19 protein-coding genes are annotated in these 16,475 nt (G+C 71.9%); 9 read left to right on the top strand and 10 right to left on the bottom strand.

Annotated elements, in window-relative coordinates; genetic code table 11:
- Positions 1-5: 5 nt before the first annotated feature.
- Positions 6-458 (bottom strand): hypothetical protein, encoded by a 453-nt coding sequence (locus ACZ4IF_RS26960; protein WP_359500476.1) that lies wholly within the window; start codon positions 456-458, stop codon positions 6-8.
- Positions 449-1,327: an ATP-binding protein gene (locus ACZ4IF_RS26955; protein WP_467567224.1), complete on the bottom strand. Its 879-nt coding sequence runs from the start codon at positions 1,325-1,327 to the stop codon at positions 449-451. The genes ACZ4IF_RS26960 and ACZ4IF_RS26955 overlap by 10 nt, the downstream gene beginning before the upstream one ends.
- 187 nt (positions 1,328-1,514) lie before the next feature.
- On the opposite strand from ACZ4IF_RS26955, the gene ACZ4IF_RS26950 reads away from it, so the two are divergent.
- Together ACZ4IF_RS26950 and ACZ4IF_RS26945 are read left to right on the top strand one after the other, a co-directional pair.
- On the top strand, positions 1,515-2,375 hold the full coding sequence (locus ACZ4IF_RS26950) for a helix-turn-helix domain-containing protein (protein ID WP_028805993.1): 861 nt from the start codon (positions 1,515-1,517) through the stop codon (positions 2,373-2,375).
- Positions 2,376-2,639 (top strand): DUF397 domain-containing protein, encoded by a 264-nt coding sequence (locus ACZ4IF_RS26945; protein ID WP_467567220.1) that lies wholly within the window; start codon positions 2,376-2,378, stop codon positions 2,637-2,639. It abuts the gene before it with no gap.
- A 302-nt stretch (positions 2,640-2,941) separates the two neighbouring features.
- Here ACZ4IF_RS26945 and ACZ4IF_RS26940 read toward each other — a convergent pair whose 3' ends face one another.
- Together ACZ4IF_RS26940 and pdxR are read right to left on the bottom strand one after the other, a co-directional pair.
- On the bottom strand, positions 2,942-3,145 hold the full coding sequence (locus tag ACZ4IF_RS26940) for a hypothetical protein (RefSeq protein WP_467567287.1): 204 nt from the start codon (positions 3,143-3,145) through the stop codon (positions 2,942-2,944).
- A gap of 655 nt (positions 3,146-3,800) precedes the next feature.
- A complete protein-coding gene (pdxR, locus tag ACZ4IF_RS26935; protein ID WP_467567217.1) occupies positions 3,801-5,213 on the bottom strand; it encodes a MocR-like pyridoxine biosynthesis transcription factor PdxR in 1,413 nt (470 codons plus the stop codon).
- A gap of 41 nt (positions 5,214-5,254) precedes the next feature.
- Here pdxR and ACZ4IF_RS26930 point away from each other — a divergent pair, with 41 nt between their 5' ends.
- The gene (locus ACZ4IF_RS26930) at positions 5,255-5,854 is read left to right on the top strand and encodes a carboxymuconolactone decarboxylase family protein (protein ID WP_467567215.1); all 600 of its coding nucleotides are present in this window, start codon (positions 5,255-5,257) and stop codon (positions 5,852-5,854) included.
- A gap of 199 nt (positions 5,855-6,053) precedes the next feature.
- On the opposite strand, the gene ACZ4IF_RS26925 is transcribed toward ACZ4IF_RS26930, so the two are convergent.
- From ACZ4IF_RS26925 to ACZ4IF_RS26915, 3 genes are all read right to left on the bottom strand, one after another.
- Positions 6,054-7,544, bottom strand: a complete 1,491-nt coding sequence (locus ACZ4IF_RS26925; protein ID WP_467567214.1) for a glutamate synthase subunit beta — start codon at positions 7,542-7,544, stop codon at positions 6,054-6,056.
- A gap of 269 nt (positions 7,545-7,813) precedes the next feature.
- The gene (locus ACZ4IF_RS26920; RefSeq protein WP_467567212.1) at positions 7,814-8,293 is read right to left on the bottom strand and encodes an anthrone oxygenase family protein; all 480 of its coding nucleotides are present in this window, start codon (positions 8,291-8,293) and stop codon (positions 7,814-7,816) included.
- Between the two features lie 363 nt (positions 8,294-8,656).
- A complete protein-coding gene (locus tag ACZ4IF_RS26915; protein ID WP_467567210.1) occupies positions 8,657-9,352 on the bottom strand; it encodes a DUF2293 domain-containing protein in 696 nt (231 codons plus the stop codon).
- A gap of 155 nt (positions 9,353-9,507) precedes the next feature.
- Between ACZ4IF_RS26915 and ACZ4IF_RS26910 the strand changes: the two genes are divergently transcribed.
- From ACZ4IF_RS26910 to ACZ4IF_RS26900, 3 genes are all read left to right on the top strand, one after another.
- Positions 9,508-10,149, top strand: a complete 642-nt coding sequence (locus tag ACZ4IF_RS26910) for a nucleoside/nucleotide kinase family protein (RefSeq protein WP_467567208.1) — start codon at positions 9,508-9,510, stop codon at positions 10,147-10,149.
- 68 nt (positions 10,150-10,217) lie between these two features.
- Entirely contained in the window at positions 10,218-10,631 is a 414-nt protein-coding gene (locus tag ACZ4IF_RS26905) for a PPOX class F420-dependent oxidoreductase (RefSeq protein ID WP_467567206.1), read from the top strand.
- Between the two features lie 152 nt (positions 10,632-10,783).
- The gene (locus ACZ4IF_RS26900; RefSeq protein ID WP_359500502.1) at positions 10,784-11,212 is read left to right on the top strand and encodes a CBS domain-containing protein; all 429 of its coding nucleotides are present in this window, start codon (positions 10,784-10,786) and stop codon (positions 11,210-11,212) included.
- Between the two features lie 66 nt (positions 11,213-11,278).
- Here the strand turns inward: ACZ4IF_RS26900 and ACZ4IF_RS26895 are convergent, their stop codons facing one another.
- Complete coding sequence (locus ACZ4IF_RS26895) at positions 11,279-12,406, bottom strand: magnesium and cobalt transport protein CorA (RefSeq protein WP_467567203.1); 1,128 nt, start codon at positions 12,404-12,406, stop codon at positions 11,279-11,281.
- Positions 12,407-12,792: 386 nt separating this feature from the next.
- Between ACZ4IF_RS26895 and ACZ4IF_RS26890 the strand changes: the two genes are divergently transcribed.
- Complete coding sequence (locus ACZ4IF_RS26890) at positions 12,793-13,587, top strand: class I SAM-dependent methyltransferase (protein ID WP_467567200.1); 795 nt, start codon at positions 12,793-12,795, stop codon at positions 13,585-13,587.
- Positions 13,588-13,630: 43 nt separating this feature from the next.
- Here ACZ4IF_RS26890 and ACZ4IF_RS26885 read toward each other — a convergent pair whose 3' ends face one another.
- Both ACZ4IF_RS26885 and ACZ4IF_RS26880 read right to left on the bottom strand, forming a co-directional pair.
- Positions 13,631-14,578, bottom strand: a complete 948-nt coding sequence (locus tag ACZ4IF_RS26885) for a carbohydrate kinase family protein (protein WP_467567198.1) — start codon at positions 14,576-14,578, stop codon at positions 13,631-13,633.
- Entirely contained in the window at positions 14,575-15,480 is a 906-nt protein-coding gene (locus ACZ4IF_RS26880) for a pseudouridine-5'-phosphate glycosidase (RefSeq protein WP_467567195.1), read from the bottom strand. Before ACZ4IF_RS26880 ends, ACZ4IF_RS26885 begins: the two co-directional genes overlap by 4 nt.
- A 106-nt stretch (positions 15,481-15,586) precedes the next feature.
- On the opposite strand from ACZ4IF_RS26880, the gene ACZ4IF_RS26875 reads away from it, so the two are divergent.
- Positions 15,587-16,015, top strand: a complete 429-nt coding sequence (locus ACZ4IF_RS26875; protein ID WP_095933579.1) for a VOC family protein — start codon at positions 15,587-15,589, stop codon at positions 16,013-16,015.
- Between the two features lie 94 nt (positions 16,016-16,109).
- Positions 16,110-16,472 (top strand): cupin domain-containing protein, encoded by a 363-nt coding sequence (locus tag ACZ4IF_RS26870; protein ID WP_467567192.1) that lies wholly within the window; start codon positions 16,110-16,112, stop codon positions 16,470-16,472.
- Positions 16,473-16,475 lie beyond the last annotated feature (3 nt).

Genomic DNA, 16,475 nt, shown 5'->3' with positions numbered 1-16,475 from the left:
GGGCCTCACGCGCTGATCGGACGCGACCAGACGGGTGTCGTCCCCGTCACCCGGCAGATGGCCAGGTAGAGGGGGATCGGCGGGGTGTACGGAACAGTTCCCTCCGGTCGGTGGATCAGGCCGGGTTCGGCGGGCGCGTCCACGACGACCGCCCCCGTGGCGTAGTGCGCGGGCGCGGGCCACTCCAGCGCGACGTCGGAATCCGAGGGCACGATCCACCACCAGTGCGCCCCGTCGGCGTAGACGCAGCCCACCCGGGGCAGTCGGGGCAGCAGCAGGGGACCGAACCGGGCCGGCAGCGACACGGCGTCGCACCCCAGCGGCACCGTCATGTCCTCCGGTACGAGGAGACGCCTCGGCTGCCCGGACCCCGGCTGTGCGCGCCTCACGCGCACCAGCGTGTCCAGGCTCAGGACCCGTGCCGAGGGCCCCGTCGCCGACGATCCCCTCACACCCATGCGGTCCCCGTTCCCCAGGACGCCTCGGTCCCGGAACCCCGGCCGTCGGCCGGGGGCTTCTTGGCGCTCCAGCCCAGGTCTGACCGGACCTCGGTGTCCACGCGGGGCCGGCCGGCCGTGCACGGCCGCCGCGTCTCGGCCGTGGGCTGGAGCGGCACCGTCACGCGCTCCGGGCCGGTGCCCGAGTGCTTCCGCGCCGCGGTGCGCTCGATGCCCGCCGAGTGGTCCCCTCCGTCCGGCCGGTCGTACGCCGCCGACCGCTCGGACGCCGTCCCGTGCTCGGAACGTGCCGACTGGCCGGAACCGGCCGCGTGCGCGGACTGTGCCGGACGCTCGGAGTGCGCCGTCCGTCCTGACCCGGCCCCGTGCTCGGAGCCCGCCGCGTGCTCGGACCCGGCCGCTCGCGCCAGCTCGGCCCAGACCAGGAGCCCGGGGCCGGTGTCCTGGGCCCCCCAGGCCCTGGACATGGCCGCGACGAGGAGCAATCCCCTCCCGTGCTCCTCCTCGGGCCGTTGGGGGGAGGGGTGCGGCTCACCCGGAGCGCATCCCTCGTCACGCACGGCTATCCGCACCAGGTCGTCGCCGTCGTGCAGCTCGCAGACGACCCGTTCCCCGGCGGCATGGACGATGGCGTTGGTGACCAGCTCGGAGACGACGAGAGCCGCCGTGTCGCAGGTGTCCTCGCACACCGCCCAGCGGGTCAGGCGGGCACGGGTCAGGCGTCTTGCCCGAGCCACGGAGCCCGGGTGTGCGGACAGCTCGAAACGGAACCGGCGCTCGGCAGCCGCGCCGGGGCGGAGCCCTGCGGCGGCGCGGAGACCGGACCGGTCTTCGGCGGCGTCTGTTCCTAACGGCGCGGACGGAGTCACGCTTGCCACTATCGCCCCGACGTGAACACTTGGCAAGTGTCACTCTGAAAATTGCAGAGTGCCGTGTGACTCGGTGAGGGCGCGTGGCACACTGCTCGCAACAGCACGTCGAGCGGCGCCAGTTGGGACAGTCGAAGAGACCCCGGACGGCGCCGCCCGGCCTGTCCGGACACAGTGGAGGTGGGGCGTGAGCGAACCGCGGTCCGCGCCGACGGTGGGCCAGGTCGTCCTCGGCCGGCGCCTGCTGGACCTGCGGGAACGCGCGGGTCTCAAGCGCGAGGAGGCGGCCCGCATCCTGCGCGTCGCGCCCGCCACGGTCCGCCGCATGGAGACGGCCGAGGTCTCCCTCAAGATCCCGTATCTCCAGCTCCTGCTGAAGTCGTACGGGGTCGGCGACGAGGAGGCCGAGGCGTTCGTCCAACTCGCCGAGGAGGCCAACAAGCCGGGCTGGTGGCAGCGTTTCCACGACATCCTGCCCGACTGGTTCTCCATGCACGTGAGCCTGGAGGGCGCCGCCGCCCTCGTCCGCTCGTACGAACCCCACTTCGTGCCCGGGCTGCTGCAGACCGAGGACTACGCCCGCGGCGTCCTGAAGGCGGGGGCCATCGGCCAGACCCAGCCGGAGGACATCGAGCGCCATGTGGCGCTGCGCATGCAACGCCAGGATCTGCTCACCCGTGAGGACGCACCCCGGATCTGGGCCGTGATGGACGAGACGGCCCTGCGCCGTCCCATCGGAGGCCCCGAGGTGATGCGCGCCCAGATCGACAAGCTGCTCCAGGCCACGAAACTGCCCCATGTGACGTTGCAGGTGATCCCGTTCTCCTCGGGCCCGCACCCCGGCACCTACGGGCCCTTCGTGCTGTTCCGCTTCGCCATGCCGGAACTCCCGGACATGGTCTACAGCGAGTACCTGACCGGCGCCGTCTACCTGGACGCGCGCTCAGAGGTGGCGACCCATCTCGAGGTCATGGACCGCATGGCGGCTCAGGCCGCTACGGCACATCGCACGAAGGAGATCCTCCGTGATCTCCGCAAGGAGCTGTGAATGGAACGCATCAGGCCCGCCATGGGCAACGTGCGCATCTACAACGGAATGCCCGCCCGTGAACTGGGCAGCGAGGGCTGGCACAAGCCGTGGAGCGGCGGGAACGGCGGCAACTGCCTGGAGGCGATGAAACTCGCCGACGGCCGCATAGCGGTCCGTCAGTCGGCGGATCCGGACGGCCCCGCGCTGATCTACACGCCCGGCGAGATCACCGCGTTCATCCAGGGCGCGAAGGCGGGGGAGGCCGACTTCCTGCTGTCCTGAGGCACTTGCGGTCCGTCTTCCGCGCGTTCTCCGTTTTCTTGATCTGCCTTGATTCCGTGATTACTTGACGTTTCCGGACGTCCTCTGCCTTCGATTCCCCAGAGGACTTTGCGACTTTCCTGAATCCGACATCCGATATCCAACACTCACTGGTGGACACCGGATATCCGACACCCACTGGTCGACACCCGATATCCACTGGCCGCTACCGGATGCCCGGTGGCCGGCACCCGTCGGCCGACTGAACGCCTGCCGATCGGCCGCCTGTCGTGGCGCGACGCGCCACCGCCCGCGGAGAGATCTCACAGCCGGGACCACATACGCCGTGGGGCGTCCACCAGCCGGCTCACGGCGACCACCGGCAACGGCGGCTGGTCCGCGCGGTCCCGTCCCAGGCTGAGCCCGTAGTAGATCTGCTCCACCGACGGCGGTCCGACCGCGAGGTTCCGTCTGGCCGCCGCCGGTGCCGACTCCTGGCCGGCCCGCACGAGATATGCGGCCACCATGGCCCCCGTGCGCCCCACGCCCGCGCCGCAGTGCACGAACACCGGCCCCGCACGTCCAGCACGGAGGCGAACTGGCCCGCCAGGGAGGACTCCTGGGTGTCCTCCTGCGGGGACGAGGACCGTACGACGAGGGGGCGGGTGCCGTCGTGGGAGAGCTCGTGCCAGGCGCTCCCGAGGGGCAGGGGACCGGTGGCGCCCTCGGCGTCGGCCGCGGTCCTGCAGGGCACGACGAAACCGGGAAGCACCGGCAGCCCCGCGCGGGCCGCGCGCGCGAGATGAGCGGCCCTGGAACCGGCGAACCGGGCCGATGCCGCCGCGGGGTGGTCGGGCGGGACGGCACGGAGGCCGTGCGGTACGGACGCGGTGCCGTCGCGGAGGGCTTCTCCGTCGCGCGCACCGTCCTCATGACGTTCGTCGAGCGGCGTCATCGAAGCACCCTCCAGGACCGACCGCCAACAGGGGGGACGCGCCGGGGGTGGCCCTGCGCCCGACGGCGGAACGAAGGACGGGGGCGGGCCACAGTCGCGCCGGTGCCGACCGCGACGGGGACACGCCTCCTGTCCCCAACGGTCCCACCGTTGTCCCGCTCCTGGTCGACCAGAGGTCATGTTCCGGCCGGCGCACGGCCCGGCCCGGTGCGGGTGAGGACCGCTGGTCAGCCCGGCGGCAGCACCCCGCACAACGCGTCGAGCGCCGCGGCATAGGCATGCTCCGCGGGCGTCGCGTACCCCACCACCAGCCCGTCCGGCGCGGACATGTCCGTCCCGGGATGCCGGAACTCGTCGAGTCCGTCGAGTGCGATGCCCTGCCACACCGCCGCCTTCACCGCCGACTGCTCCGTCCCGGGCGGCAGCCGCAGCACCGCGTGCAGCCCGGCCGCGATCCCCGTCACCTCGATGTGCGGCGCCCGCTCGGCGAGCGCGGCGACCAGCCGGTCGCGCCGCGCCCGGTACCGCTGCCGCATTCGCCGCACATGGCGGTCGTAGGCCCCGGAGACGATGAAGTCGGCGAGCGTCAGCTGGTCCAACGTGCCGGCCCACGCCTCCCGTTCACCCTTCACGGCGAGCACCGGGTCGACGTACCGCTCGGGCAGGACCATCCAGCCCAGCCGCAGCGCGGGCGACAGGCTCTTGCTGACCGAACCGATGTGGACGACCCGCTCCGGGTCCAGCCCCTGGACCGCACCCACGGGCTTGCGGTCGTAACGGAACTCCCCGTCGTAGTCGTCCTCCAGGATCACCCCGTCACGCGCGCGTGCCCAGTCGATCACCGCCGCGCGGCGCGTCGGATGCAGCGGCCCACCGGTCGGGAACTGGTGTGCGGGAGTGAGCAGTACGGCCCGCTCGCGGCCCAACTCACCCACCTCGGCCCCGTCTTCGTCCAAGGGCAGCGGCACGGTCCGTACCGACGCGGCGGTCAGCAGATCCCGGTGGAAGCCGAGACCGTACGCCTCGACGGCCAGCGGACCTCGCAGGACCTGGGGAAAGAGCAGACGCAGGGCATGCGCGAAGCCGGAGCAGATGACGATCCGCCCGGGCTCCGTACGGACGCCACGCGCGCGTGCCAGGTACTCGGCGAGCGCCTCGCGCAGCTCGACGCGACCCGCGGGATCGCCGGGCCCGAAGGCCTCGTTGGGCGCCTGCTGCACGGCGCGGCGATACGACGCGAGCCATGCCGTGCGGGGGAAGGACGAGGCGTCCGGCGTGCCCTGTCGCAGATCGTGGCGGGGGCCACGCGCGCGTGCCGGCGCTTTCTTGGGAACGCGTGCCGGGGCGGCGCCCGACGGCGCGGCACGCTCCGCGACCCGCGTGCCCGAACCCTGTCGGGCGGTCAGCCAGCCCTCGGCGACGAGCTCGGCGTACGCGTCGGCGACGGTGTTGCGCGCGACGCCCAGGTCGGCGGCGAGCGAACGGTACGGCGGCAGCCGGCTGCCCGGAGCGAGCCTCCCGCTGCGTACCGCCTCACGCAGCGCACGGATCAGCGCGGCCCGCCGCCCGCCCGAGCCGGACAGCTCCAGGTGCAGGTCGGCGCCGATCCTCTCCGCCGAATTGACCCATGTTTCTGCCATGAAAGTGAACCCTACAACCGGTCTCTTGGGTTCGTAGATTCATGGTCATGACGACGAACGCGATGCGCACGAACACGATGCACACGACCACCGCCGGTACCGCCACCGCCCACACCGCCGGGCCCGCGGAGACGGCCGCGGCGGCCGGAGGGACCGGCCCCACCGGCGTCCCGGGAGCGGTCGTGGCCGAAAACACCCGACTCGACTTCGCGAAGTCCGCCCCGAAGGTGTTCCGGGCCCTCATCGGCTTCGACGCAGCGGCCCGTGAGGGGCTCGACCCGGCGCTCGTCGAACTGATCCAGATCCGTGCCTCGCACCTGAACCACTGCGCCTACTGCCTCCACATGCACACCAATGACGCACGCAAGGCCGGCGAGAGCGAGGACCGGCTGCACATGGTCGCGGTGTGGCGCGAGGCCCGCCACTTCTTCACGCCGCGGGAGCAGGCGGCGCTGGCACTCACGGAGGCCGTCACGCGCGTCGCCGACGCGGGCGTGCCCGACGACGTGTACGCGCAGGCCGCGGCCCACTTCGACGACCAGGAGCTGGCCCATGTCCTGGCCCTGATCTTCGCGATCAACACCTGGAACCGAGTGGCGCTGTCCAGCGGGAAGGTCGCGGGCACCGACGAGCGCCGCTGAGCACGGCCCGGCCGCGGGGCGACGGGGAGGTCGCCGCGCGCAGCACGGCCCGCGCGGCGGGGCGACGGGGGCGGGCCCGCGTCGAGCGGGGTACGGCCCCCGGGGTGACGGGAGACGGGCGTAGCTGAGCGCGCGGCGCGCGTCGGCCCGCGCTCCCGGCGGGAGGCGTGACCGGCGCCCGCGTGGCAGGCTCCCGGGGTCAGGACGTCGTCATGGGGCGGTCGTACGGCCCTATCGGTGCCGGCAGCCGGGACGTCCCGGTCAGGGCACGGTCCACCGCCGCGGCCACCGCACGGCCCTCGGCGATCGCCCAGACGATGAGGGACTGTCCACGGGCCGCGTCCCCGGCGGCGTACACCCCGGGGACGTTGGTCTGGAAGTCCGGGTCGCGCGCGATCGTGCCGCGCGGGTCGAGGGCGAGACCGAGCTGGTCGATCAGACCGTCCCGGCGGTCGGGTCCGGAGAACCCGAGGGCGAGCAGCACCAGATCGACGGGGAGCGTGCGCCCCGACTCGGCGATCGGGCGGCGCCGCTCGTCGACCTCGACGAGGTGCAGTTCCCGCACGTGCCCGTCCGCGTCCCCGGCGAAGCGGAGCGTGGACGCGGCGAACAGCCGTGCGTCCGCGTCCGCCGCGGGTGCCGTCTCCAGCGCCCCGGCCTCCTCGTGCGCCGCCGAGAGCCGGTAGATCTTCGGATACGTCGGCCACGGCTCGACGTCCTCGTCACGCTCGGCCCGCGGCAGCGGGTAGATGTCGAGCTGGGTCACCGACGCGGCGCCCTCCCGCACCGCCGTCCCGAGGCAGTCCGCGCCCGTGTCACCGCCACCGACGATCACCACGTGCCGGCCGGCCGCGGACAGCGGCGAGACCTCCAGGTCCCCCTCGCACACCCGGTCGGCGAGCGGCAGGTACTCCATCGCCTGATGGATCCCGCTCAACTCCCTTCCCGGCACATCCAGTTCACGCCAGGCCGTCGCGCCGACGGCGAGTATCACCGCGTCGTACCGTGCCTTCAGATCCGTGGCACGGATGTCCCTGCCGATCGCCGTCGACGTACGGAATCGGGTCCCCTCCGCACGCATCTGGGCGAGCCGCCGGTCGAGGTGCCGCTTCTCCATCTTGAACGCGGGGATCCCGTACCGCAGCAGTCCGCCGACCCGGTCGGCCCGCTCGTACACGGCGACGGTGTGCCCTGCCCGCGTCAACTGCTGTGCCGCCGCGAGCCCGGTGGGCCCCGAGCCGATCACGGCGACGGTCCGCCCGGACAGCCGGTCGGGCGGGCGCGGGGGAGTGAAGCCGTCCTCCCAGGCTCGGTCCGCGATGGCGACCTCGACGTTCTTGATGGTCACCGCCGGCTGGTTGATCGCGAGGACGCAGGCGGCCTCGCACGGCGCCGGACACAACCGCCCCGTGAACTCCGGGAAGTTGTTGGTGGCGTGCAGCCGGTCGCTCGCCGCCCGCCAGTCCTCGCGCGAGACCAGGTCGTTCCACTCGGGGATCAGATTGCCCAGGGGACAGGCGTCGTGGCAGAAGGGGACCCCGCAGTCCATGCAACGGTCGGCCTGCTTGCTGATGATCGGCAGCAGGGCTCCGGGGACGTACACCTCGTTCCAGTCCCGCACCCGCTCCTCGATGGGCCGACGCGGATACTCCTCGCGTGGCGTGGTCATGAACCCTTTGGGATCGGCCATGGCCGTCTCCCTCGCGTACGCGTACCGGCAGGGAGCCGCGCGCCGGCGCACGTGAAGGGGCCTTGACCTCCGCGCGGCACTCCTTTCCCGCCACGATACGTCCCCTTCAGGAGCCCCGCCGCTCAGGTGAGGGGCCGCTCCCTCGGGGCAGCCCGGGGTCGTCCCGAGGGCGGCTCACAAGGTCGTCCGGAGGGCCGCTCACAAGGTCGTCCGGAGGGCTTCACCGGGCCGAGCCGGAAGGTCCGGGGGAGGAGGACCAGGGCTCGGGCTCAAGTCAGGGCGAGCGTGTACGACACGGCGGCGGCGGCCGAGGCGATCGTGCGGACGTGGTTCCACCAGGTCCACTCCCGCACGTACGTGCGCCAGTACGCGGCGGCCTCCTGCGTCCCCGGGTCCAGCTTGAGAAGCGTGTCGTTGTGCGGGACGTTCGCGACGATCGTCACTCCGAACGACCCGAACAGATACAGCGCGCTGCCCAGCAGCAGCTCCACCGTCCCGTCGTCCGGCAGCAGCACGAACGTGACCACTCCGAGCACGGCGCACAGCCCCGCAGAGCCGACGAACACGAGCATGAACGGCGGCCGCACCGCCGCCACATTGATCGCGTTCATCGCGGCCACTCCCTGCGCGGGCGGCAGGTCGGCGAGCCCTCTCATCACGAATGTCGAGAATCCGCAGAAGACCCCGGCCACCACCCCGCAGCCGAGCACTCCCAGCACCGTCAGTACGAAGTACGGTCCATCGATCATGTTCACTCCCCCGTCCCCGAGACCAAAGATCTTGCACCGACCGTCACCACAAGTGAAGCCCCCTGCGTCCACAGTGACCATCACCGAGGAGCGCGGGCACATGCGTGAACGTCCAGAACACGCGCAGCGCCCGTTCGCCGCGGGTCGGGTTCCCTGCTCACACGCTCCGCACCCCCCGAAAACCGGTGAGGCTCTCGCTCCGCACCCGCGCCGGAGACGAGCCCGGCCGCCCCGTCCAGCGCGGGCTGCCCGCGCCCCCGCTCACCGTCAGCCGTCAGCCGTCAGCCGTCAGCCGTCAGCCGTCAGCCGTCAGCCGTCGGCCGTCTCCGTGACCCTTGCGCCGCACGTCGGGGCCACGCCCCCTCACGCGTGCACCGTGCCCCCCTCGCGCCACGCGCCGAGCCGCGCCTCCACCATGGCCTCGATCCGGCGGCGTGCCTCGTGGCGCGGTACGCCGTCCATCAGCAACTGGTCGTACGACGTGTCCACGTGCCGTACGGACGCCCGGACCGCCGCGGTCACCGCCCCTTCCGACAGCGCACGGCCGGCCGCACTGCGCCCCACCCGTCCGCTTCCCCGCACCGAGGCGTGGCCCGCGATCACCCGTGCCCGGTGGGCCGGACAGCGCGGGAACAGGCGGCATATCTCCCGTGCGAACGCGTCCGTGAACCGCACGTCCTCCCTCTCCCGCCGCCGTGCGTCCCGCACCCGGCGCCTCCTCCTGGCCTCCGCGTCGGCCAGACACCGCGCCTCGGCACGGGCGAGGGCCTCCTCCTCCACGAGCAGGCCCTGCCGTTCGTAGCGGCCACGCCGCCGGTTGAACCGCACCACCACCGCCGACAGCGCACTGCCCTCCCGCGACCTGCGCGTCAGCGCGGTGTCCCCGCGCCGCAGGAAGACCAAGTGCCCGAGATCGGCACAGTCCAAGCACCGCGGCGTCCCCTCCTCCAGCACCAGCAGCGCCAGCGGTCCGGTCCGGCAGCCACCGCAGTGCCGTTTCTTGAGCGGCTGGACGACGAGAAGTCCGCCCCCTTGCACGGGAGTTGCCATCGATGCCATACGCGGTTCATTCCCTCAATCCGCCCTTCGCCCCGTACGGAATGCGATGGGATGCCGTCTTTCCCGGCCGACTCGACCTTCGGTTCGTACTGGCTATTCCGGAGCCGTGCCGCCGTCCCCGTCGGCCGACGAGAATCTCGCCCGCACGGGGCATCATGGGCTCTGTGCGACTCGAAGCGATCACCTGGGAACGACTCGGCGATCTTCTCGCCGATCGTCTGCTCGACCTGAAGCCGGAAGACGGCAGCCCATGGCCGCGCATCGCCTTCGACGGAGCCCCCGCCGCCCGCCCCGGCGAACTCGCGCACCGCGTCTCCGAGGCACTGCGCACACGCGGCCGGACCTCGCTCGTCGTCGGCACGGAGGGCTTCCTGCGCCCCGCGTCGCTCCGCTTCGAATACGGTCACCAGGACGCCGACAGCTACTACGACAGCTGGTTCGACACCGGCGCCCTCTGGCGCGAGGTCTTCGGCCCCTTGGAGTCCGACGGCGACGGGCGCGTGCTGCCCGACCTCTGGGACCCGGTCAGCGACCGCGCCACCCGCAGCCCCTACATGCAACTCCCGCCCGGCGGAATCCTGTTGATGCACGGCCCCTTCCTCCTTCGCCACTGGTTCCCCTTCGACCTCAGCGTTCACGTGCTCCTTTCTCCGGGGGCCCTGCGTCGCCGTTCCCCCGATGCCGAGCAGTGGACCCTCCCCGCCTTCGCGCGCTACGAGGCCGAGGTGGACCCGGGCGCCACGGCGGACCTCATGGTGCGCGCCGACGATCCGCGCCACCCGGCTTGGAACGGTTGAAGGGTCACCCACGGCTACCGACGCGAAAAGGCTTTTATATGCACGCGCATATAGTTAGCCTGTGGTCCATGACGACCTCCACCGACAGCCCGGCATCCTTCGACGACTCGGTCCGTGCCCTTCTCGACGGCAAGAACTTCGCCAGCGTCGCCACCCTGGGGCCCGGCGGTGCTCCGCAGAACTCCGTGGTGTGGATCAAGCGCGACGGTGACACCGTCCTCTTCTCCTCGACCGCCGGACGCCAGAAGGTGCGCAATCTCCAACGCGACCCCCGCATCAGCCTCTCCGTCTTCGATCTGGCCAACCCCTACTCCTCGGTCGAGATCCGAGGCACCGCCGAGATCGTCCCCGACGACGCCAAGCGGCTCCCGTACGAGCTCTCCCACAAGTACCTCGGGATCGACCCCCCGGCGGAGAAGGACGACGAGGTCCGCGTGATCATCCGCGTCGTCCCGCGCAAGATCGTCGGCTTCTCCGCCTGATCTCGGGGCCACCGCGTGGGTGGGGCTCCGGCAGCCGCCGGAAATCCCGTAGTTCCGGGTGCGTTCGTCCGGCGACACGGCGAGAATTGAGGGCGCCGGGACTAGCGGTGCGTCCCGCGCCGCGCCGGCCGTCCGGCACTGGGAGGTACTTCATGACCACCGCCGGAGACATCATGCACCGCGGTGCCCAATGGATCCCCGCGCACGAGACCCTGGACCGCGCCGCCCAGCTGATGCGCGAGCTCAACGTGGGCGCCCTGCCCATCAGCGACGAGAACGAACGGCTCTGCGGCATCCTCACCGACCGCGACATCGTCGTCGGATGCGTGGCCATGGGTCACGACCCGGCGAAGGTCACCGCGGGAGACCTGGCCCAGGGCACACCGCGCTGGATCGATTCGAGCGCAGATGTCGACGAGGTGCTCCAGGAGATGAAGGGGCACCAGATCCGCCGGCTTCCCGTGATCGAGAACAAGCGGCTGGTCGGCATGATCAGCGAGGCGGACCTGGCCCAGCATCTGACGGACGAACAACTCGCCGCCTGGGTCGAGGGCGTCTACGCGAGGAGCCTGGCCGGCTGACACGGATGTCCAGTCGTCCCCGAGGGCGCACTCTCGTCCGGCCGGGCGTGCCGGGCGAGGGGCGTCTCAGAGCCAGCCGTTGCGCCTGAATCCCCGGTACAGGACGACACAGGCGACGGATATCACGCCTATGACCAGGGGGTAGCCGAACCTCCAGTGCAGTTCCGGCATGTTGTCGAAGTTCATTCCGTAGACCCCGCAGACCATCGTCGGCACCGCGATGACCGCCGCCCATGCCGTAATCTTCCGCATGTCCTCGTTCTGCGAGACGGTCACCTGCGCGAGGTGGGCCTGGAGGATCGAGTTGAGCAGTTCGTCGAAGGCCGCGATCTGTTCGGCGACGCGCGTCAGATGGTCGGAGACGTCGCGGAAGTAGGCCTGTATCTCCGGGTCGACCACGCGTATCGGCCGGGTGGCGAGCTCCTGGACGGGGCGTGCGAGCGGCACCACCGCGCGCTTCAGCTCCAGGAGTTCGCGCTTGAGCTGGTAGATGCGGCCGGCGTCCGCACGGGCTCCGTTGGGAGCGAACACATCGGCCTCGACCTGGTCGATGTCCGACTGGACCGAGTCCGTGACGCTCACATACTCGTCCACCACGTGGTCGGCGATCGCGTGCAGAACGGCCGCCGGTCCCTTGGACAGCTGCAGGCGGTCGGCCTCCAACTCCTCGCGCAACGGCCCCAGGGAGCCGTGTCGTCCGTGCCGCACCGTGATGACGAAGTCCGGTCCGACGAAGACCATGATCTCGCCGGTGTCGACCACTTCGCTGGTCGCCGTCAGTTCCTTGTGCTCGACGTAGCAGACGGTCTTGAAGACCGCGAACAGTGTGTCGCCGTACCGCTCCAGCTTCGGGCGCTGATGGGCTTCCACCGCGTCCTCGACGGCCAACGGGTGCAGGTCGAAGAGTTCGGCGATGCCGGCGAACTCGCGGGCCGTGGGCTCGTGCAGCCCGAGCCAGACGAAACCGTCCTCGTCCTTGCGGATCCGCTCCACGGTGTCGACCAGGTCGCGGCCGCCGGGGACTCTGGAGCCGTCCCGATAGGCGACGCAGTTCACCACCGCCGAACCCAGAGGAGACCGGGCCGGGTGGCTCAGGTCGACACGGGCACGCCGCCGTGTCAGCCGTGCCACCTTGCGGAGGCCGCCGACCGCGCCGAGGGCCGTGACCTTCCGCAGATTCCCTGCCATGGACATCTGGATCTCCTTGCGTGGATCTCCTCGCGCCGCAACTTGCGCCTTGGCGCGCCAGTCTGCCAGCCCTGATCGGATGCCGGAAAAGCCTGTGGGAACGGAATATTCCGTTCGGTTGGGCGTGGGTGGGTACGGGGCCGCGCCGCCGGTCCGTGCCGGCACCGCCGAGGTCGGCGTCTCGCGGATGTCTGCGAGGCGCGCCCGGCTGATACCCGCACGGGCCTGCGGGGGACGTGTGCCCGCAGGGCGCTCACGCATGCGGGCGAGTGGGCGAGGAGCGGTCCGCGGGCGTCGCGAGGGGGTCTCGGGGGCGGGAGCGGTCCCGCCGGGAGCCGACGACGGGAGCGTCACCGATTTCCGGCAAGCCGGTCAACTGGGATGATCTCTCCATGACGCGAACCGACGGATACCTCCTCGACAACCGGCAGGACGAGGCGGGGCAGCGCTTCGACGCCTTCGCCGCCGTCTTCGACCCCACGACGTTCCGGCACTTCGAGAGCTTCGGCATCGGACCCGGCTGGCGCTGCTGGGAGGTCGGCGCGGGCGGCACGTCCGTGGTGTCCTGGCTCGGCAAGAAGGTGGGCCCGACCGGACGGGTCCTCGCCACCGACATCGACACCTCGTGGGTGGCCTCGGTCGCGCGCTCGCCCGTCGAGGTCCGCGTCCACGACGTGGGTGCCGAGGAACCGCCGGGAGAGGGCTTCGACCTCGTGCACGCCCGACTCGTCCTGGTCCATGTGCCGGACCGGGAGCGGGCGTTGCGCTCCATGATCCGGGCCCTGCGGCCCGGGGGCCGACTCCTCGTCGAGGACGCCGACCCCGCCCTGCAGCCGCTGCTCTGCCCGGACGAGTACGGCCCCGAACAGCAGCTCGCGAATCGGCTGCGCAAGGGGTTCCGCAGTCTGCTCGCGGAGCGCGGAGCCGACCTCGCGTACGGCCGCAAGCTTCCGCGCCTGCTCCGCGAGGCCGGCCTGAGCGGCGTCGAGGCCGACGCGTACTTCCCCGTCACCTCACCCGCCTGTACCGCGCTGGAGACGGCCACGGTCCAGCAGATCCGCGACCGGCTGGTCGGCGGGGGCCTCGCCACCCACGAGGAGATCGACCAGCACCTCGCCAACGTCGCCTCCGGAAGCATGGACCTGGCGACGGCACCGATGATCTCGGCGTGGGGGCGCAAGAAGTAGCCGGCGCGGCCACCGTGCCGTCGCCGGCTGCTCGTGGCCGTCGTCAGGTGCGCGCAGGAGGCCTGCCGCCGACCCGCTCGACCGCCCGCGCTCCCGCCGCGCATCCCTCCATCGCCGCCTCCTCGGGTTCCGCGCCCGCGAGCAGGGCGGCCAGGAACGCCCCGGTGAAGGCGTCCCCGGCACCCGTGGTGTCGCGAGGGGTCGCGGGCGCCGCCGGGACGCGGGCCAGGATGCGCCCCGAACGGGCCACCAGCGCTCCGTCGCCTCCCTGCTTCGCGACGACCAGGGGCACGTGGTGGCTCAGCTTGGCCGCCGCGTCGGCCGGATCGGGCAGCCCGGTCAGCAGGTGTGCCTCGGCACGGCTGGGCAGCAGGACGTCGATGCCCTCGACCAGTCCGAGGAAGCGGTCCACGCCCAGTTCGACGAGGAAACCCGCCGACGCCGGATCCAGACTCACCGGCACGCCACGCGCGCGTGCCGACTCCAGCGCCACCGGCAACAACGCCCTGCCCGGCTCGGAGAAGAGCAGGTATCCCGACAGGTGCAGCCGCGCCACACCGTCGAGGAGCGTGGACGACCAGTCGGCCGGTTCGAGCCGCAGGGACGCCCCGCTGTCCGTGAGAAACGTCCGCTCCGCCGCGGCGCCCCCGTCGACCAGACAGATCACCGTCCCGGTCGGCGCCCGCGGATCCACGACGAGCAGCGGACGCACACCGCAGGCGGCGAGCTCGCGTCCGTGCCACTCGGCCGCGTCCGTGCCCACCCGGCCGAGCAGCCGTACGTCCGGGCAGCCCCGATGTGCCGCCCAGCAGGCGACATTGGCACCGGCCCCGCCCGGCAGGGTCCGGATCGCGGCAGCCGTGTCCGTACCCGTGGTGAGCGGCCCCCGATGCCGGGCGACGACATCCGTGACCACGTCCCCGACGACCAGCAGCGCGCCCGCGGAGCTCCCGGCGCCCGGCCCGGAGTCCGCGCGGCCCGTCCCGTTCACACCCGGGCCCACGCCGCCGCGATCCGCGCCGCGAGGCGTACGTTGCCGCGCACCGCGGCCAGATTGGCGCTCAGCGAGGCACCGTCGGTGTGCCGGACCAAGTGGTCCAGCAGGAACGGCGTCACCGCCTGCCCCGTCACCCCCTCCGCCTCGCAGGCCTGCAGCGCGTCGTCGAGCACGCGCGCGTGGAGCCCTGGATCGAGCTGCTCCTCCTCGGGGACCGGGTTCGCCACGATGAGGGACGAGTCCGGGGCGTCCAGCGCGTCCTGTGCCCGCATGACGTCGGCGACCTGCTCCGGGGAGTCCAACGTCCAGTCGACGGGATGACCGGAGTCCGACAGATAGAAGCCGGGGAACCGGTCCGTGCCGTACCCGGCCACCGCCACACCGAGGGTCTCCAGGCGCTGCAGGGTCGCGGGCACGTCCAGGATCGACTTCACGCCCGCGCACACCACCGTGATCCTGGTCCGCGCCAGCAGGCCCAGGTCGGCGGACTCGTCCTGCGTCACCGTCCACTCCCGGTGCACCCCGCCCAGCCCGCCCGTGGCGAACACCCGCAGACCCGCCCGCGCGGCCAGCAGCGCCGTCGCGGACACCGTCGTCGCCCCGCTCGCGCCCGCCGCCATGGCCAGGGGCAGGTCGCGGTGGCCCAGTTTGCGGATCCCGTCCTCGTTGGCGACCCGCTCCACCTGGTCCTTGTCCAGTCCCACGTGGGGCCGCCCGTCGAGCACCGCGATCGTCGCGGGTACCGCGCGCTCCTGCCGTACGGTGTCCTCAAGCTCCAGCGCGACCTGCAGATTGCGCGGGCGGGGCAGCCCGTGCGCGATGATCGTCGACTCCAGAGCCACCACCGGCCGGCGCGCGTCGAGCGCCTCTCGCACCTCTTCGGACACCACGATCACGCGTCTGCCTCCTGTCGGTCGAGGTTCCCCCGTATCTGGATCTCTGGCGGGCGGCGCACCCGGTCAAACTCTTGCGAGCCACGCCGTACGCCACCAGCCTGGGGGCATGACGGACAACTCGACACGTCTCGACCATGTCGTCCTCTGGGTGCGCGACCCGGCTGCCGCGGCCGCGTTCTACGAGGACGCCGTCGGCCTGGAGCCCCTGATGGTCGCCGAATACGCCGCCGGAAAGGCGTCCTTCCCCTCCGTGCGCGTCAACGAGGAGACCATCCTCGACCTGGCTCCGCTGCCCCTGGCGGAGTACATGAACATGGTCCCGGGCGGCACGGAGAGCGCCGGCCACCCGGTGAACCACGTCTGCCTGTCCTTCCCGGAGGACGAGTTCGACGCTCTGCACGCCCGTCTGGAGGAACGGTCCGTCTCCGTCTCGGGCTTCTCCTACGACGCCTCCGGCGCCCGCGGGCCGGCCAAGCGCAGCTTCTACTTCCGCGACCCGGACGGAAACGTCTTCGAGGCCCGGCACTACGAGTAGTCCCTCCCGGCGGCCCCTCGGCGGATCAGGCCGGTCGGGCGGCGGGGCACCCTCGTCGCCGCTCCCGACGGACCTGCCCTTAGGGTGACCGCTCATGACCACGAACACCGGGACCACCCCGTCCTTCGCCGTGCACATCCCCGACGCCGAACTCGAACCGGAGCCGCTGGACCCGGCCCAGATCGTCTCCGGCGAGCCGGTCGTGACGGGCAAGCTGTTGTGGGAGTCCCCCGACGGCAAGCAGTTGCGCGGCATCTGGCAGATCACGCCCGGCGTGGTGACCGACACGGAGGCGAACGAACTCTTCGTCGTGGTCAGCGGCCGCGCCACGATCGAGGTCGAGGGCGGCGACGACATCGAGGTGGGCCCGGGCGACGCGGCGATCCTGCGCGAGGGCGACCGCACGACGTGGACCGTGCACGAGACGCTGCGCAAGGCGTACCACATCAGCCTCTGACGG

The sequence above is a fragment of the Streptomyces sp. NPDC025784 genome (genome assembly GCF_055558435.1).
The sequence above is the reverse complement of the archived record's forward strand: the minus strand, read 5'-3'. Positions and strand labels throughout refer to the sequence as shown.

Coding starts and splice junctions, on each gene's coding strand:
- ACZ4IF_RS26960 (WP_359500476.1), bottom strand. CDS start 458: ATGGGTGTGAGGGGATCGTCGGCGACGGGGCCCTCGGCACGGGTCCTG.
- ACZ4IF_RS26905 (WP_467567206.1), top strand. CDS start 10,218: ATGACGACCTCCACCGACAGCCCGGCATCCTTCGACGACTCGGTCCGT.
- pdxR (WP_467567217.1), bottom strand. CDS start 5,213: ATGGCAGAAACATGGGTCAATTCGGCGGAGAGGATCGGCGCCGACCTG.
- ACZ4IF_RS26890 (WP_467567200.1), top strand. CDS start 12,793: ATGACGCGAACCGACGGATACCTCCTCGACAACCGGCAGGACGAGGCG.
- ACZ4IF_RS26920 (WP_467567212.1), bottom strand. CDS start 8,293: ATGATCGATGGACCGTACTTCGTACTGACGGTGCTGGGAGTGCTCGGC.
- ACZ4IF_RS26875 (WP_095933579.1), top strand. CDS start 15,587: ATGACGGACAACTCGACACGTCTCGACCATGTCGTCCTCTGGGTGCGC.
- ACZ4IF_RS26925 (WP_467567214.1), bottom strand. CDS start 7,544: ATGGCCGATCCCAAAGGGTTCATGACCACGCCACGCGAGGAGTATCCG.
- ACZ4IF_RS26915 (WP_467567210.1), bottom strand. CDS start 9,352: ATGGCATCGATGGCAACTCCCGTGCAAGGGGGCGGACTTCTCGTCGTC.
- ACZ4IF_RS26940 (WP_467567287.1), bottom strand. CDS start 3,145: ATGGTGGCCGCATATCTCGTGCGGGCCGGCCAGGAGTCGGCACCGGCG.
- ACZ4IF_RS26910 (WP_467567208.1), top strand. CDS start 9,508: ATGGGCTCTGTGCGACTCGAAGCGATCACCTGGGAACGACTCGGCGAT.
- ACZ4IF_RS26870 (WP_467567192.1), top strand. CDS start 16,110: ATGACCACGAACACCGGGACCACCCCGTCCTTCGCCGTGCACATCCCC.
- ACZ4IF_RS26895 (WP_467567203.1), bottom strand. CDS start 12,406: ATGTCCATGGCAGGGAATCTGCGGAAGGTCACGGCCCTCGGCGCGGTC.
- ACZ4IF_RS26945 (WP_467567220.1), top strand. CDS start 2,376: ATGGAACGCATCAGGCCCGCCATGGGCAACGTGCGCATCTACAACGGA.
- ACZ4IF_RS26930 (WP_467567215.1), top strand. CDS start 5,255: ATGGTCATGACGACGAACGCGATGCGCACGAACACGATGCACACGACC.
- ACZ4IF_RS26900 (WP_359500502.1), top strand. CDS start 10,784: ATGACCACCGCCGGAGACATCATGCACCGCGGTGCCCAATGGATCCCC.